Origin of the sequence: Acinetobacter ursingii DSM 16037 = CIP 107286 (assembly GCF_000368825.1) — a bacterium.
GTDB lineage: Bacteria > Pseudomonadota > Gammaproteobacteria > Pseudomonadales > Moraxellaceae > Acinetobacter > Acinetobacter ursingii.
In genome coordinates this window covers 1,091,601-1,107,613 of record NZ_KB849717.1, presented here as the reverse complement: position 1 = coordinate 1,107,613, position 16,013 = coordinate 1,091,601, and the positions used below count along the sequence as shown (strand labels likewise).

The window sequence follows — 16,013 nt, the reverse complement described above, 5'->3', positions numbered from 1 at the left end:
GTTACAATGCGGTGTTCTGTATTTCTACAAACAACTCCTCAGTTTATAAAATCAAGGAAAGCACAACCCTATGTCACGTCTCGCCACTCGTTTCGAACAGCTTAAATCCCAACAACGTAAAGCGTTGGTTTCTTATGTGATGGCGGGCGATCCTGAGCCACAGGTCACAGTATCACTATTACATAAAATGGTCGATGCAGGTGTGGATGTGATTGAACTGGGCTTACCCTTTTCCGACCCAATGGCAGATGGGCCAGTGATTGCACTTGCGGCTGAACGCGCGTTAGCGGGTGGAACCAATACGCTTGATGCACTGAATATGGTCAAGGAATTTCGTCAAAAAGATACAGAAACACCTGTGGTATTGATGGGATATTTAAATCCTGTTGAAGTCATTGGTTATGAAAAGTTTGTATCGACAGCGAAAGCGTGCGGTGTAGATGGCATTCTTTTGGTGGATATGCCACCTGAAGAAGCTCAAGATCTGGATGTTGTGCTGAAACAGCATGATATGGACCAAATCTTTTTGCTTGCACCAACCTCAACCGATGAGCGTATTCAACATGTCGTAAAACAAGCCAGTGGCTTTATTTACTATGTATCACTTAAAGGCGTAACAGGTGCAGCAACCCTAGACACGGCTGAAGCTGCGGCACGGATTGCCAAGATCAAAACACATACCAATGTACCAGTAGGTGTGGGCTTTGGAATTAGTGATGCAGCATCTGCAAAGGCTATGGGACAGGTTGCCGATGCGGTAATTGTGGGAAGTGCTTTAGTTAAACCTTTTGCTACATTGGCAATCGACCAAGCGGTTGAACAAACGGTCAATAAAATCAAGGAGCTTCGAGCTGCGCTCGACGAGTTAGTATGAATCAAGAAGTGAAATCAGGGAAAATTCTTAGCCCATCGACGCCGTGGACTGAACGTCATGTTCCTGGCATCCACACGCCTGATGAGCAACAAGTGCTTAAGGCAACATTTACTGAGCCAACGATTGAATGCCCTGAATGTCATGCATTGGTGACACGTACTGCAATCGCATTCAATGCCTATGTTTGTCCACAATGTGATGAACATTTGCGTATGAAAGCACGTGATCGTTTAACATGGTTTTTTGATCAGATCCAAACCGAACTGGGTCAGGAATTTGTAGCCAAAGATCCACTTAAATTTGTCGATAGTAAGCCTTATCCTGAGCGTATGCGTGAAGCACAAAGCAAAACGGGTGAAACAGAAGCTTTGGTTGTGATGCAGGGGAGTCTTAATCATATCCCAATGGTCGCCTGTGCCTTTGAATTTGACTTTATGGGCGGTTCAATGGGGACAGTTGTAGGTGATCGCTTTGTTCAAGCGGCTGAACGTGCAATTGAACTTAAACAACCTTTAATCTGTTTTGCTGCTTCTGGCGGTGCACGTATGCAGGAAGGCATGTTGTCGCTGATGCAAATGGCACGTACTTCTGCTGCAATTCAGAAAATGAAAGATGCTCATTTACCCTACATTGTAGTTTTGACTCATCCTGTTTATGGCGGTGTCACAGCATCTTTGGCAATGCTAGGTGATGTACATATTGCTGAACCGAAAGCTATGATTGGTTTTGCGGGTAAGCGCGTCATCGAACAAACCGTTCGTGAAAAACTGGATGAACCGTTTCAGCGCGCCGAATATTTGCTTGATCATGGGGTAATCGATCAAATTGTTCATCGACATGCATTACGTGATACTGTATCCCGTATCGTGGCGAAATTGATGAACTTACCTTGAAACCTGATGCTCCAAAAATAACAGATGATTTAGATACATGGCTCGATTATTGGGGCCATGTTCACGTTACAGGGATTGATTTAGGTCTGGAACGTGTGATTCCAGTGGCTGAGGCTCTGGGTGTCATGCAACCACAAGCCAAAGTATTTACCGTGGCTGGAACCAATGGTAAAGGATCAACGACGACCGCGTTAGCTTCCATTTTAAATGAACAGGGTTATCAGGTTGGCCTTTATCAATCGCCCCATATTTATCGTTTTAACGAGCGGGTTAAATTAAAGGGTCAGGAAGTTGATGACCAAACTTTAATTCATGCTTTTGTAGAAGTTGATCAAGCGCGCCGTCAGTGTGAATTAAGCCTCTCCTTTTTTGAAGCCACGACTTTAGCGGCTTTTGTTATTTTTAAACAAAAACAATGTGATGTCTGGGTACTTGAAGTCGGCTTGGGCGGTCGGCTTGATGTCGTGAATGTGATTGATCCCGATATTGCCGTGATTACCAATATTGGTCTAGATCATACCGATTGGCTGGGCGATAGCATTGAAAAAATTGCGTTTGAAAAAGCAGGGATTATGCGTCCCGATATTCCTGTCATTTTTGCTGGTCTACAAGATTTACCACACGCGATTCAAACTCAGGCCGATCAAGTCAACGCCAAATTATATGTGGCACAACAAGATTATTTTTATCAAGCTGCGGGTGATGGTCAGAGTTGGAATTTTGCATCATCAGGAACCACATTAAAACTTCCACTGAGTTCCCTGGCACTGGAAAATATTTCGACTGCGGTTGCGGCTGTACTGTTAAGTGGCTTAGATATTTCTCAGGCAGCATTGAGCAGCGGAATCAAAAAAGCCCAATTGGCGGGTCGTTTTGAACAGCGAGTCATCGCAAATAAAACCGTTATTTTTGATGCTGGGCATAATGCGCATGGTGTAGAATTTTTGTTAAAGCAATTGCGAAATTTCTTGGAATACAATAAACAGTACACAGAAGTTGTTGCTGTATTTTCAATGTTGGCCGATAAAGATATAAAATCAGTGGTAGAGCGATTAAAACTCACTGTTTTGAATTGGAAAATTGCGCCGTTAAATATTCCTCGTGCTGCACCGTTATCTCAATTGATGGATGCATTACAAGGTGAGACAGTAGACAGCTTTGAAAGTATCCAAGAGGCGTTTAAATTAGCACTTGAGCAAACCAACAATAATCAGCTAATTTTAGTCTGTGGTTCGTTTCATACATTAGAAGCGGTGTGGGAGTATTTGGAACAATGTCAATGAATAACAAACAGCGCTGGATGGGCGGTGTTGTTTTATTAGGTGGTGGTGTTTTATTGGCAGCATTACTCCTGAAAGGAAAAGAAGAAATACACCAAACGCAAGTTCAAACTCAACCAAAAGTCGAACAACCTGCAAAGGACAATAATCGTTCAAATCAGGCGGGCGAAATGGTTCAGTTACAACCGCTTGCAGTTGATGTTGAAACGGAAAAGCGTTTACTTGAAGAACAGCGCCGTGCGCGTGAAAAAGCGGTGGCAGAACAAGAAGCTCGTGCCGCAGACTTTCTAGCGCAACAACAACAGGCCGAGGCCGCAGCCGCGCGTAAAGCCGCAGAAGAATATGCAGCGATCAATGCGCGTCGTAATGCTGCTCAGGAAAGTTCAGACAATATTCCGCCAGAAATCACGGATCAAACAAAAAATACAGCGCAAAATACTGCACAAAAAGCCACAGACCAAAAAAAGTCTGAACAGCAAAAACTTGATGCAGAGAAAAGATTGGCTGAGCAGAAAAAACAAGCTGATGCTCAAAAGCTGGCTGAACAGCAGAAAGCCGATCAATTGAAAAAGCAGAAAGAAGCCGAAGCCAAACGTAAAGCTGAGCAAGAGCGCGTTGCCGCAGAGAAAAAGGCAACTGAAGAAAAACAGCGACAGTTAGACGCGGAAAAAGCAGCGAAGAAAGCGGCTGAAGATAAACGTAAAGCTGAAGCTGAGAAAAAAGCAGCGGATGAGAAAAAGCATAAAGCCGAAGAAGACGCCAAGAAAAAAGCAGAAGCTGATAAAGCACGTGATTTGTTGGAAAATGGCGATAAAAACTGGATGGTACAAGTGGCATTAGCTGCCAACCAAGCCAATGCAGATGCAGTGGTTTCCAAACTTCGTGCTAAAGGCTATAAAGTCACCACCAGCCCTACTTCTAAAGGCATTCGAATTATGGTGGGGCCATCTAAAAGCCGCGAAACTGCCGATGCTGCACGGAAGAAAATTGTGTCAGATAGCAGTTTGAATATGAAATCTGCTTGGGTGATCGACTGGATTCCACTCGATCAGCGTTAAGTGTTTTTGGCAGTGTTATTCTTGCTGATGATTTAAGATGGATTCGCGAGTTGCTCCCGAATCCATTTTATATTTTCAGGCGTAAATATTTTTTCAATATTTACCCAGATGGGGTGATAGCCGTAACTTCCGTATTTCATTTCTTGTACAGCATTTTCTATCGACCAATTTTCAAAAATAATTCGATACATTGCCACACTGGCACCTGTTCGATCTGACCCATGATAGCAATGCAATAAAACCTTTTGATGATTTTGTTTTACGATTTGAATCTGTTGCATCACTTCTAGTAAATCTTTTCGATTAATGGCCCATGTATGAATCGGGATATGAACTAAATTAAATTCGTGTGGATCAAGCACTTTGAGATCATCACTACGATTGCGTAAATTTATGATGGTCTGAATCTGCTGTTGTCGTAATTCAGGTATTAGTGCTTGTGAAGGTTGCTCGCTGCGATACAGATCATGGCTAATTTTATAAAAATTATGCTCTGCATGAAGCAAATTCCCCCAATGTGGTGGTCGTTGCTCAGTGGAAAGCGAAGGATGGGTAATACAGCCTGATAGATTTAAAGTGAGTATGATCAATAGGGGAGAAAATAAGGTTTTTTTCATGATAATGGTCGATAGCGTAAAAATTCTTGAATATCATGCGCACAAATCAATTCAATGTGTGGTTCATGTTGAGCTAAATATTGGAGTTGTTTGAGATTGGCTAAACGCATTTTATTGTCATACGCGAGCATACTCTCAAATACATGTAGTCCTTTCAGTTTCTGTTTGGAGTCTAATTCCTGATGTGAAAAATAGGCATCCCCACAAAATAACATCCAGCCCTCTGCTTGTTTAATCGCAATGCCACAGTGTCCAGCCGAATGCCCTAATAAAGGAATCATTAAAATTTCATCCTGAAATAATGGCAACCCCATCACTTTTTCCAGATTGAACCAGCTTTCTCCTTGAGTATGCTCAATGAAATTCCAAAGACGATGCTGCTTAAATTGGTTGTTCTTATAACGAATACGATTTTTAAAAGACAATGATTGTGTGGCATTAAATTCGGATGCCAGCACATGTACCGTGGCTTGGGGAAAATCAGAAATACCACCCGCATGGTCAAAATCCAGATGACTCACAAAAATATGCTGCACATCTTTAGGATTAAGTCCGAGTTGTTGAATTTGCTGAACAGCGCTGAGTTGCACATTGATTTCAATTTTTCCAAATTGATGGATGAGTCTGCCCAGTCGTTGCTGAGTGTGTAAATAATCTTGTAAACCTAAACCCGTATCAATCAACACCAACCCACGATCAGTTTCAAGCAATAAACAATGACAAATAATATGTGCCTGTAAGCCTGTTTGACTGACTAGAGGTGCGCATGCAGGGCACATCGTACCGCAATGCAAATGATGAATGTTATGAATCATAAATTTATTGTTTTTAGGATATTATCTTCTTTATAACCTAGTCTGTGAGTTTTACCAAATCTGTTCATTATAAAAAGTACCCATCATGACGATGGGTACTGGGTGGAGAAACGGTGATATGAGTTATTGTTTTGAGATTTATTTTTATTATTTAATGCAATCTTCATGCTTGTAAAACATGGAAGACTTACTATCTTAAATGATGCGCTGCGCTTGTTTTGATAAAAATTGAAGTATCACATTCAAACACTACGCGCTTCGCTGGTCTTGCACAAAATTAAAGCGTTGCTTTAACCTCTTCACTCACAGCATAGCTGTTCATCTCCTTTTGAAGACTTTAAGAGTTTTGTTCTTAGACTACGCGCTTTGCTTGTCTTGCGAAGAATTGAAACGATGTTTCAATTCTTCTCAGGCTGTGGTGTCAATCTTAGATAAGGTTTGACGGCCTTATAGCCTTTCGGAAAGCGTTCTTTGATTTCTTCTTCATCTTTGAGTGAAGGCACAATCACCACATCTTCACCTTGTTGCCAGTTTGCTGGAGTTGCGACTTTATGATGGTCTGTCAGTTGTAATGAATCTACGACCCGTAATATTTCATTAAAATTACGACCTGTTGACGCAGGATAAGTAATAATCAAGCGAACTTTTTTATTGGGGTCGATAATCACAAGCGAGCGTACTGTAGTGGTTTCACTGGCATTAGGATGAATAAATCCATACAACTCTGAAACCTTACGATCTTTATCGGCGATGATCGGGAAGTTGACTGTGGTGTTTTGAGTTTCATTAATATCTTTAATCCAGCCCTGATGGGATTCAACATCATCCACTGAAAGTGCAATCGCTTTGACTCCACGTTTTTCAAATTCATCTTTAAGTTTTGCGGTATAGCCAAGTTCAGTGGTACATACAGGCGTGTAGTCCGCAGGATGTGAAAATAAGATTGCCCAATCGTCACCTAAAAACTCATAAAAATTAATCTCTCCTTCACTGGATTGTTGTTCAAAATTAGGGGCGGTATCACCTAAACGTAAGCTCATTGCAAAAACCTCATAATATTGTGATGTGTTGTATGACCTTAAATATGCAGTTTTTTTATTGCGTTTAAAATTATTGTTTTCGCATGTTGTTATGAATTTTTAAGATATAGAATAGGGGCTTGATTCAAAAATAGATCAGAAAATCGCATGCAAATCGGTGTAAGTTAAATGCAAATTTGCTACATTAACGCTCTTTGGTTAAGCAATGTTAGAGTCATCTAGCAGATTTTTTCGCTGTTTGGGCGTAAAACCCTTGTAGTTCTTATTTGTGACTCCATAATAACAGCTAAGAAAAAATTAACCGACCTAGGGTTTGTTGCTATTAACAGACCTTATAACAAACAGGATTAGAGAGTTTATTCATGTTGGCAAGTCTGATCGGAGGTATCTTCGGTACAAAAAATGAGCGCGAACTTAAACGCATGCGTAAAATTGTTGATCAAATCAATGCGCTCGAGCCGACGATATCAGCACTAAGCGATGCAGACTTATCTGCAAAAACTCCAGAATTTAAAGAACGTTATAACAATGGTGAAAGTCTGGATAAATTATTGCCAGAAGCTTTTGCCGTATGTCGCGAAGCGGCAAAACGTGTCATGGGTATGCGCCATTATGATGTGCAATTAATCGGTGGTATTACCTTACACGAAGGTAAAATCGCAGAAATGCGTACAGGTGAAGGTAAAACCCTGATGGGTACGTTGGCCTGTTATTTAAATGCCTTAAGTGGACAAGGCGTCCATGTTATTACGGTCAATGACTATTTGGCGCAGCGTGATGCTGAACTCAACCGCCCATTGTTTGAGTTTTTGGGATTGAGCATTGGTACGATTTACTCTATGCAGTCTCCTGTTGAGAAAGCTGAAGCTTATCAAGCGGATATCACATATGGTACCAACAATGAATTTGGTTTTGACTATCTGCGTGACAACATGGTGTTTTCACTGCCAGAGAAAAAACAGCGTGGTTTGAATTATGCGATTATCGATGAGGTCGATTCGATCTTGATTGATGAAGCGCGTACACCGTTGATTATTTCGGGGCAAAGCGAAGATTCTTCTCAACTTTATGCTGCGATCAATAACATTCCACCTAAACTTCGTGCGCAAAAAGAAGAAAAAGTGGCCGATGGCGGACATTTCTGGATTGATGAAAAACAGCGTTCAGTTGAAATGACCGAAGTGGGTTTTGAAACTGTCGAGCAAGAACTGATTGCCATGGGTTTATTGGCTGAAGGTGAAAGCCTATATTCTGCAAGTAATTTAAGTCTGGTGCATCATGTGACTGCCGCAATTCGTGCGCATTTCTTATATCACCGCGATGTTCATTATATTATTCATGATGGTGAAGTGATCATCGTCGATGAACATACTGGGCGTACCATGCCAGGTCGTCGTTGGTCAGAAGGTTTGCATCAAGCAGTCGAAGCCAAAGAAGGTTTGGAAATTCAGCCAGAAAACCAAACACTTGCAACAACCACTTTTCAGAACTATTTCCGCCTATACAAAAAGCTTTCAGGTATGACAGGTACTGCTGATACTGAAGCAGCGGAAATGAAAGAAATTTATGGACTAGATGTGGTGATTATCCCAACCCATCGTCCAATGGTTCGTTTAGATCAAAATGATTTAATTTACCTGAATCGTAACGGTAAATACGATGCGATTGTGCAGGAAATTAAACGTATTCAGGAAACCCGTGCACCAATTTTGGTGGGTACGGCAACCATTGAAGCCAGTGAGGTGTTATCGCATAAGTTGACTCAGGCAGGCATTAAGCATGAAGTCCTTAACGCGAAACAACATGAACGTGAAGCGGATATTATTGCGCAGGCAGGTAGTCCAGATTCAGTCACGATTGCAACGAATATGGCTGGTCGTGGTACGGATATTATTTTGGGTGGTAACTGGAAAGCCAAGCTAGCTAAAATTGAAAATCCAACGCCTGAAGATGAAGCGCGCTTAAAAGCAGAATGGGAACATGATCATGAAACCGTGCTGAATGCAGGCGGTTTACATATCGTGGGTTCTGAGCGTCACGAATCACGCCGTATTGATAACCAGTTACGAGGTCGTGCTGGCCGTCAGGGTGACCCTGGGGTATCGCGCTTTTACTTATCACTTGAAGATGATTTGATGCGTATCTTCGCAGGTGACCGTGTGGTTGGTATGATGCGTGCCATGGGTCTCAAAGAAGATGAAGCCATTGAACATAAAATGGTGAGCCGTTCGATTGAAAATGCACAGCGCAAAGTCGAAGCACGTAACTTTGATATTCGTAAAAACTTATTGAAGTATGACGATGTCAATAACGAACAACGTAAGATCATCTATTCACAACGTGATGAAGTTTTAGCTGAAAGCACGCTGCAAGATTATATCGAAGAAATGCATCGTGATGTCATGAAAGGCATGATTGCGAATTTTATTCCACCTGAATCGATCCATGACCAATGGGATGTAGAGGGTTTGGAAAATGCCTTGCGCGTTGACCTCAGTATTGAGTTGCCAATTCAACAATGGCTCAATGATGATCGCCGTCTAGATGAAGAAGGGTTGGTAGAACGAATTACTGATGAAGTAATTAATCGCTATCGAGCGCGTCGCACCCAAATGGGAACAGATACCGCCGTTACGCTTGAACGTCACTTTATGTTGAATTCACTGGATCGCCACTGGAAAGACCATTTGGCGGCGATGGATTATCTGCGTCAGGGGATTCATTTACGTGGTTATGCTCAGAAAAATCCTGAACAGGAATATAAAAAAGAAGCCTTTAACTTGTTCATTAATATGTTAGGCATTATTAAATCTGACGTCGTAACTGATTTGTCTCGCGTTCACATTCCTACACCAGAAGAACTGGCAGAACTTGAAGCTCAACAGCAGCAACAAGCAGAAGCGATGCGCTTATCTTTTGAACATGATGAAGTTGACGGCTTAACTGGAACAGTGACTCATCACGAGATTGAAGAACAAGCACCACAGCAGCAAATTACGCCACCTGCGAGCCGTAATGCGCCATGCCCATGTGGATCTGGACTCAAATATAAACAATGTCATGGTCGTATTTAATCGTGAGATAAAGATCTTGCCATAAAAGAGAGTGATTTCAAAAAAGCAGAACATTTATGTTCTGCTTTTTTTACGAGATGTTGCAAGCTGTGAATAGTATTTGCAGTTTGTTCGATTAAATGGTATTTACTTGCACATCTTGAAGTGAAAACTGGTAAAGACAATGAAAAAAGTATTAAAAACATTAGTAATGACGGCCTTAACGATCCCAGCATTTACATTTGCTGCAACAGAAAATGCACAGCCAATCCAAACCACGACTGTTGACAAGGTAATGGCTGCACAAGGTAATACTACAGCTCAAGCAACTGTTCAGAATCAAACGACGACTTTAGTCAGTCCAAGAACAGGAATTCGCTATACGCTGGGTAATACGGGAACTCGCCCTATTATTTTTAAAACAGCGGCGATTAGTGCTGCTAACTCCGCAAATGTAAGTCGCATTGTTGCGACTAACCCTGCGCTCTCTGCGGCGAGTCAGGAAAAAGCCAAGCAGGCTTTATTGGGGACATCTGCTCAACTTGCGGCCAATTAAAAAGTCAAAATTTAAAAACCAGCAAGATTGCTGGTTTTTTTATTGCTGTAAAGTGAGTTTGAACGCTCGATTTTTATGTTATTTTGAACTAAGCTTTTCTTTTTCTATAACGAATTCATCGGATATTCAAAATGGCTGTTGGTGACGTAACAATGCCGCATATGCATGTGGTAAAGGGTGTAAAAATTGGTTCAACCCAAGCGTATGTGCGTTATCCCAATCGACGAGATTTAGTGGTATTCGAGTTTGCTGAAGGTTCGCAGGTTGCGGGTGTTTTTACCCAAAGTGCTTTTGCTGCTGCGCCCGTTTTACTCAGCAAAAAACATTTAAATGAAAGCTCATCCGCACAACAGCCGCGTTATCTCATTATTAATACTGGTAATGCCAATGCTGCAACAGGAAAACTCGGTTTAGAAAATGCGACTAAAACCTGTGCCAAACTGGCTGAACTGGCTCATGTACAACCTCATCAGGTTTTACCTTTTTCAACAGGCGTGATTGGTGAACAGCTTCCGATTGAGCGTTTATTAAATGGCATTCAACCTGCGTTGGACACATTAGATGAAGCAAGTTGGACAGATGCTGCTTTTGGCATTATGACCACGGATACCGTGCCTAAAGGGGCGTCTGAACAGTTTGAACTCGATGGTATCACTTATACCATGACTGGTATTAGTAAAGGTGCTGGGATGATTCGTCCCAATATGGCAACCATGCTGAGTTTTGTTGCAACCGATGCGCCGATCAGCCAAGCAATGGTTCAACAGTTATTGCAGACCACAGTCGAGCATTCATTTAACCGCATTACCATTGATGGTGATACTTCTACCAATGACTCTTGCATTTTTGTTGCCACAGCACAGGCGGGTGGAAATGTAATAGAGTCTAGCGATGATGCTCGTTATACCGTGGTGCTTGATGTACTCACCCGTATCATGAATCGTTTGGCACAATTGATTGTGCGCGATGGCGAGGGTGCTACTAAATTCATCACTGTGACTGTCGAGGGTGGAGCCAATACCCAAGAATGTTGTGACGTCGCGTATAGCATTTCAGACTCACCGCTGATCAAAACCGCTTTATTTGCTTCCGATCCAAACTGGGGACGGATTGTCATGGCGATTGGTAAAGCGGGCATTCAAAACTTGGATAGCAGCAAAGTTCAGGTCTGGTTGGGTGATGTGCAAATCTGTCTCGATGGTGGTGCAAATCCTGATTACACCGAAGAAATGGGTGCTGCGGTGATGGCAGAGAAAGAAATTACCATACGCGTTGATTTAGGGCGTGGTCAGGCGAAGGACACTGTGTATACCTGCGATCTGTCTTATGATTATGTCAAAATCAATGCAGATTACCGATCTTAAATATTTCGCTATAATTTAAGCTATAATCAGGCCTCCTCTGGGAGGCTTTTTTAACTGCCCGCTTTTGGTTCTCAAGTTATCAAATCATAGCCAGTAACTTGTGATGTAACGTTACAAGCATGCCAGCCCGTATGCAAAAGGATGAGAAGACGTTTATGAGTAGTGCGAATTTAATTGCGAACGACGCAAAAAACATTGTGCAGGCGCATTTAGATCGTTTAGGTGAGCCGAAAGATCAACACTTAAGTCCAGATGTTAAACAGGCAAAATTTGCGGAAATTGCAGCAGAACTCAAAAAACGTAATGCGGTACTTGTCGCACATTATTATTGTGACCCCGATGTACAGGAACTAGCAGAGCTGACTGGTGGATGTGTTTCTGACTCACTGGAAATGGCACGTTTCGGACGAGACCATGCTGCAAGCACATTGGTGGTTGCAGGTGTCAAATTTATGGGTGAGACGGCTAAAATCTTGTCTCCAGAAAAAACCATTTTAATGCCCACTTTGGAAGCCACTTGCTCACTGGATCTAGGCTGTCCTGTGGATGAATTTACTGCATTTTGTGATCAGCATCCTGATCATACTGTTGTGGTATATGCCAATACTTCTGCCGCAGTGAAAGCACGTGCTGATTGGGTGGTAACATCGAGTTGTGCCGTAGAAATTATTGAGCATTTAGACAGTTTGGGTGAAAAAATTATCTGGGCGCCAGATCAACATTTGGGGCGATATATCCAAAAGAAAACAGGTGCTGATATGTTGCTTTGGGATGGGGCCTGTATTGTACATGAAGAATTCCGCGCTCGTGGTATCGCCAATATGAAAGCGCTGTATCCAGATGCAGCTGTGTTGGTTCATCCTGAATCTCCAGAATCGGTAGTGGATATTGCAGATGCTGTGGGTAGTACTTCGCAACTGATCAAAGCCGCACAAACATTGCCACATCAGCGTTTAATTGTCGCTACGGATCGTGGTATTTTTTATAAGATGCAACAAGCGGTTCCAGATAAAATTTTAGTTGAAGCACCAACTGCGGGTGAGGGCGCGACTTGTCGTTCTTGTGCGCATTGCCCTTGGATGGCGATGAATGAGCTGGATGGAATTCTGCATGTATTACAACATGCCGATCAGGAAATACACGTCGACGCTGCTTTGGCACAACGGGCTAAACTTCCTCTGGATCGGATGTTGGCGTTTAGTGCTTCACTAAAACGCTAAAATGCTGCTTAAATATACATTCGATAAGGATTTTTAATTTTTTTTAATTCTAGGTGTTGACGTAATCACACGCCGCGCCTAGAATGCACACCGTACCGCACGATGTGCGATATAGCAAAAGCTGAGATAGATCGGAGCATAGCACAGCCTGGTAGTGCACCTGGTTTGGGACCAGGGGGTCGTAGGTTCGAATCCTACTGCTCCGACCATTTAAAATATTGTGATGTATTTGATATTTTAAATTCGGCGAAATATCGCATGATAGACATATCATCGGTTACGCGCCTGTAGCTCAGTTGGATAGAGCATCCGCCTTCTAAGCGGATGGTCACAGGTTCGAATCCTGTCAGGCGCGCCATTCGGTAGCTTGGTACTAAGAATCAAATTTTATGGTGGATGTAGCTCAGTTGGTAGAGCCCTGGATTGTGATTCCAGTTGTCGCGGGTTCGAATCCCGTCATTCACCCCACTCTTTTAAAGAGAGTATCGGAGCATAGCACAGCCTGGTAGTGCACCTGGTTTGGGACCAGGGGGTCGTAGGTTCGAATCCTACTGCTCCGACCATTTAAAACTTAAGTTTTAAAATAGATAAAATATCCGCTTAAATGCGGTTTTTTTATGTCAGAAATTTCTTCCTTTCAAAATATCTCCACCACATGATTGTCATGGAGATTTGAAAATTTTAAGTTTAAGGAATAATAATTACAGCAACACGACGATTTGCAGCACGATTTTCTTCAGTCGTATTGGGTACTAAAGGTTGTTCAGCACCGCGACCAACAATCTGTATATTTTGTACTTTAAAACCATGCGCTATGAAAATATTAGCAACGCTCTGTGCACGTTCTTGGGATAACTTCAAATTATATTGAGGAGCTCCAATATTGTCGGTATGTCCAACGATTTTCACTTTTTGCAAATCATATTTTTGCAACTGACGACTTAAACGTGAAATTTCCTGCTCATGTGCAGGTTGAATATCTGTTTTATCGAAATCAAATAACAATCGTTCTGGTAAACCGAGTGTCCAGCCTTCATCGGTCAGTACGAATCCTTCCTTTTTTAACATACGGACTTGTTTATATTTTAATGGGCCAAAACTTAAGCAACCAGAAAGAGCAATACAAATCATTGCTAAAAATGAAATTTTCAGGGAGTGGTTAAGCATATGGAATTCCAAAATTAAGGTTTATAAATAAACCAGTGGTGAGTTAAATGTTTTGCTTTATACATCGATTGATCGGCTTGCATGATCAAATCTTCTGGCGTAGTAGCGAATCTTGAAAATGCGATGCCTAAACTAAAGCTGAATTCAATAGATTGCCCTTCAAATAAAATCGGTGCTTTGCTACTGGCAATTAAATTTTCAGCAATCGTAATCAGGTGTTCAACTTGGTGAATGGATTGCAGAATGACGGCAAATTCATCTCCACCCAAACGTGCAATAAAATCTTGATGTCTCAGCTTTGATTTTAAACGCTTCGCCATTTCTTCTAGCACGGCATCACCTGCTAGATGTCCAAATTGATCATTGATTTGTTTGAAATTATTATTATCAATAAACATCAAAGCGGAATTCTGCCGTTTCTGGTGATCTTCAAATAAATCAACCAGTTCTTGATAAAAGTAGCTTCGATTTGGGAGCTGGGTTAAATGGTCATGATGTGCTTTAAATGATAATTGATGATTTTCATTTTGTAGATGTGTATGCCACGTTTGAATTTCTTCCAATAATTGATTAAATACATCATTTAAATCTTGAAACTCTTTAATATTATTATTTGGAAAGCGTAGGTTATATGCTTTTTGATCGCTGACGACCTGGGCAATCTGAGTCAATGGGCGCATGGATTGCATAATATAACGATAGGTCATATTGGTTGACCACCATAGCGCAATGACAATAAAAATCATGGCAATCGCAAGGCCAATTAGAATGGTAATAATAAACTGAATAATTTTTTCTGAACTTCCAAAAAGAACCAACTCACCAATTTTGTTGTTGTGATGATAAACTGTTAATTTAATAGGATCTTTTAGAAAAACATAATCTAAAAAGCTTTGGAGCTGACTATAATAAACAGGGGGTTTTGAACTCGATGCCAATTCTAAATGATTTTTGTCATAAATATGAATCGTACGAATCGAATGCTGCTCCGTATATTCATTTAAAATTTGTTGTAATGTGAGTTGATCTTTAAAAACCAGTGCAGGCTGAATCCGTTCACTCACGGTCAACCCTAAAATATTCAAATTTTGTTTGGCATAAGTTTCAATGGTAAATATTGAAATAAGAACAAACGTGAATGTACAGATAAAAAAAGTAATGGCAAAAATCGTTGCCTGAGATTTGCGGAATAAAGAATGTAAAGACTTAGATTTATACAGATTTGAAATCATTTCTCCTTACTCCGCATTGCGAGCTAAAAGTAGTACTCGAGGATCAATATGAACCTGAGAATAACTTAAAGCATCGAGATTAACTTTGAAGGTGGTTAATCCGCGCTGCGTGTATAAACAAAAAATGCTTCCGGTTTCACAATCAGGATTATTATTGCTAAAAGATAATAGGTTTCTTTGAGGATAAGCATTCACTAAATTTTGCTGTTGTTGGGGCGTGAGATTAGAAAAATAAACCGCCTGACATTGAGATTTCGAAAAATTGACCGCGCTCAGCCCTTGAATATGATATTCATAAGCAGATTGTTTGACTTGGCTTTGAAACGCTGCCGTTGCAACAGGATTATCAATGACACATAAGGTTGGTGTAATATTATTTGGCCATTTACTATAACTTAAAATGGCTAAAGTCAGGCTATAAGCATTATGGACAGAAACAGCGGGCACAGTTTCACAGGCCATTAGGATGACCATAGCAACAGCTAAACTTCTTCTTATACTGTAAAACATGTCAATAAAACTTATAAATATGCAACCGTCGTCTAATTCTACTTAAATTAGCTGTTTAAAAAAAGTTCTAAATATTTTTAACGAAAATAATAAAAAATGCTGAATTGTTTTCTAAATTAAGCTGATTGGTGCAAATAACAATCAAACCCGTCAAATATGATCAAAACATAGACGAAGGAGTGAAATCTTTAAAAAAAGGGGTTGCGTTGGTTGTAGAATGCTGTAGAATGCGCACTCATCGGCGGTGAAGCGGATAAAAACTTGTTGAAAAACAGGGTGTTGGTTGGGTCTTGAGGGATTTGATTGATATTTTGGTTGAGTAAAATGAGTTTTA

Annotated in this window: 14 protein-coding genes and 4 tRNA genes; 12 read left to right on the top strand and 6 right to left on the bottom strand. The window is 41.1% G+C overall.

Annotation, left to right across the window (positions count from 1 at the left end):
• Positions 1-70 precede the first annotated feature (70 nt).
• The 4 genes from trpA to F944_RS12710 are packed head-to-tail and all read left to right on the top strand — an operon-like array spanning position 71 to position 4,105.
• Positions 71-874, top strand: coding sequence for a tryptophan synthase subunit alpha (gene trpA / locus F944_RS12725; RefSeq protein ID WP_004991259.1), 804 nt, complete (start codon positions 71-73; stop codon positions 872-874).
• Positions 871-1,767, top strand: a complete 897-nt coding sequence (gene accD, locus F944_RS12720; protein WP_004991256.1) for an acetyl-CoA carboxylase, carboxyltransferase subunit beta — start codon at positions 871-873, stop codon at positions 1,765-1,767. Before trpA ends, accD begins: the two co-directional genes overlap by 4 nt.
• The gene (gene folC, locus F944_RS12715) at positions 1,764-3,050 is read left to right on the top strand and encodes a bifunctional tetrahydrofolate synthase/dihydrofolate synthase (protein WP_004991255.1); all 1,287 of its coding nucleotides are present in this window, start codon (positions 1,764-1,766) and stop codon (positions 3,048-3,050) included. The genes accD and folC overlap by 4 nt, the downstream gene beginning before the upstream one ends.
• A complete protein-coding gene (locus tag F944_RS12710) occupies positions 3,041-4,105 on the top strand; it encodes an SPOR domain-containing protein (RefSeq protein ID WP_026039845.1) in 1,065 nt (354 codons plus the stop codon). The genes folC and F944_RS12710 overlap by 10 nt, the downstream gene beginning before the upstream one ends.
• 32 nt (positions 4,106-4,137) lie before the next feature.
• On the opposite strand, the gene F944_RS12705 is transcribed toward F944_RS12710, so the two are convergent.
• From F944_RS12705 to F944_RS12695, 3 genes are all read right to left on the bottom strand, one after another.
• Entirely contained in the window at positions 4,138-4,722 is a 585-nt protein-coding gene (locus F944_RS12705; RefSeq protein WP_004991252.1) for a dual specificity protein phosphatase family protein, read from the bottom strand.
• On the bottom strand, positions 4,719-5,537 hold the full coding sequence (locus F944_RS12700; RefSeq protein WP_004991250.1) for an MBL fold metallo-hydrolase: 819 nt from the start codon (positions 5,535-5,537) through the stop codon (positions 4,719-4,721). Before F944_RS12700 ends, F944_RS12705 begins: the two co-directional genes overlap by 4 nt.
• Positions 5,538-5,935: 398 nt before the next feature.
• Positions 5,936-6,577 (bottom strand): peroxiredoxin, encoded by a 642-nt coding sequence (locus F944_RS12695; protein ID WP_004991248.1) that lies wholly within the window; start codon positions 6,575-6,577, stop codon positions 5,936-5,938.
• A gap of 362 nt (positions 6,578-6,939) precedes the next feature.
• Here F944_RS12695 and secA point away from each other — a divergent pair, with 362 nt between their 5' ends.
• The 8 genes from secA (at position 6,940) to F944_RS12655 (ending at position 13,333) form a co-directional block, all read left to right on the top strand.
• A complete protein-coding gene (secA, locus tag F944_RS12690; protein WP_004991246.1) occupies positions 6,940-9,651 on the top strand; it encodes a preprotein translocase subunit SecA in 2,712 nt (903 codons plus the stop codon).
• Between the two features lie 163 nt (positions 9,652-9,814).
• A complete protein-coding gene (locus F944_RS12685) occupies positions 9,815-10,186 on the top strand; it encodes a hypothetical protein (RefSeq protein ID WP_004991245.1) in 372 nt (123 codons plus the stop codon).
• 131 nt (positions 10,187-10,317) lie between these two features.
• A complete protein-coding gene (argJ, locus tag F944_RS12680) occupies positions 10,318-11,550 on the top strand; it encodes a bifunctional glutamate N-acetyltransferase/amino-acid acetyltransferase ArgJ (RefSeq protein ID WP_004991244.1) in 1,233 nt (410 codons plus the stop codon).
• 155 nt (positions 11,551-11,705) lie between these two features.
• Complete coding sequence (gene nadA, locus F944_RS12675; RefSeq protein WP_004991243.1) at positions 11,706-12,770, top strand: quinolinate synthase NadA; 1,065 nt, start codon at positions 11,706-11,708, stop codon at positions 12,768-12,770.
• A gap of 132 nt (positions 12,771-12,902) precedes the next feature.
• Positions 12,903-12,979 (top strand) — tRNA-Pro (locus F944_RS12670).
• A 72-nt stretch (positions 12,980-13,051) separates the two neighbouring features.
• Positions 13,052-13,128, top strand: a tRNA-Arg gene (locus F944_RS12665).
• Between the two features lie 34 nt (positions 13,129-13,162).
• Positions 13,163-13,238, top strand: a tRNA-His gene (locus tag F944_RS12660).
• 18 nt (positions 13,239-13,256) lie between these two features.
• A tRNA-Pro gene (locus tag F944_RS12655) sits at positions 13,257-13,333 on the top strand.
• Positions 13,334-13,457: 124 nt separating this feature from the next.
• Here F944_RS12655 and F944_RS12650 read toward each other — a convergent pair.
• The 3 genes from F944_RS12650 to F944_RS12640 are packed head-to-tail and all read right to left on the bottom strand — an operon-like array spanning position 13,458 to position 15,643.
• Positions 13,458-13,937: an outer membrane lipoprotein YfiB gene (locus F944_RS12650; protein ID WP_004991242.1), complete on the bottom strand. Its 480-nt coding sequence runs from the start codon at positions 13,935-13,937 to the stop codon at positions 13,458-13,460.
• 14 nt (positions 13,938-13,951) lie between these two features.
• Positions 13,952-15,169, bottom strand: coding sequence for a diguanylate cyclase DgcN/YfiN (locus tag F944_RS12645; protein ID WP_004991241.1), 1,218 nt, complete (start codon positions 15,167-15,169; stop codon positions 13,952-13,954).
• 6 nt (positions 15,170-15,175) lie between these two features.
• Positions 15,176-15,643, bottom strand: coding sequence for a regulatory sequestration protein YfiR (locus tag F944_RS12640; protein WP_004991239.1), 468 nt, complete (start codon positions 15,641-15,643; stop codon positions 15,176-15,178).
• Positions 15,644-16,013 lie beyond the last annotated feature (370 nt).

What these genes read in the sequence shown, in the direction of transcription:
- argJ (WP_004991244.1), top strand. Translation starts at nt 10,318, where the DNA reads ATGGCTGTTGGTGACGTAACAATGCCGCATATGCATGTGGTAAAGGGT.
- F944_RS12685 (WP_004991245.1), top strand. Translation starts at nt 9,815, where the DNA reads ATGAAAAAAGTATTAAAAACATTAGTAATGACGGCCTTAACGATCCCA.
- F944_RS12710 (WP_026039845.1), top strand. Translation starts at nt 3,041, where the DNA reads ATGTCAATGAATAACAAACAGCGCTGGATGGGCGGTGTTGTTTTATTA.
- F944_RS12700 (WP_004991250.1), bottom strand. Translation starts at nt 5,537, where the DNA reads ATGATTCATAACATTCATCATTTGCATTGCGGTACGATGTGCCCTGCA.
- nadA (WP_004991243.1), top strand. Translation starts at nt 11,706, where the DNA reads ATGAGTAGTGCGAATTTAATTGCGAACGACGCAAAAAACATTGTGCAG.
- F944_RS12650 (WP_004991242.1), bottom strand. Translation starts at nt 13,937, where the DNA reads ATGCTTAACCACTCCCTGAAAATTTCATTTTTAGCAATGATTTGTATT.
- F944_RS12705 (WP_004991252.1), bottom strand. Translation starts at nt 4,722, where the DNA reads ATGAAAAAAACCTTATTTTCTCCCCTATTGATCATACTCACTTTAAAT.
- F944_RS12695 (WP_004991248.1), bottom strand. Translation starts at nt 6,577, where the DNA reads ATGAGCTTACGTTTAGGTGATACCGCCCCTAATTTTGAACAACAATCC.
- secA (WP_004991246.1), top strand. Translation starts at nt 6,940, where the DNA reads ATGTTGGCAAGTCTGATCGGAGGTATCTTCGGTACAAAAAATGAGCGC.
- F944_RS12645 (WP_004991241.1), bottom strand. Translation starts at nt 15,169, where the DNA reads ATGATTTCAAATCTGTATAAATCTAAGTCTTTACATTCTTTATTCCGC.
- F944_RS12640 (WP_004991239.1), bottom strand. Translation starts at nt 15,643, where the DNA reads ATGGTCATCCTAATGGCCTGTGAAACTGTGCCCGCTGTTTCTGTCCAT.
- trpA (WP_004991259.1), top strand. Translation starts at nt 71, where the DNA reads ATGTCACGTCTCGCCACTCGTTTCGAACAGCTTAAATCCCAACAACGT.
- accD (WP_004991256.1), top strand. Translation starts at nt 871, where the DNA reads ATGAATCAAGAAGTGAAATCAGGGAAAATTCTTAGCCCATCGACGCCG.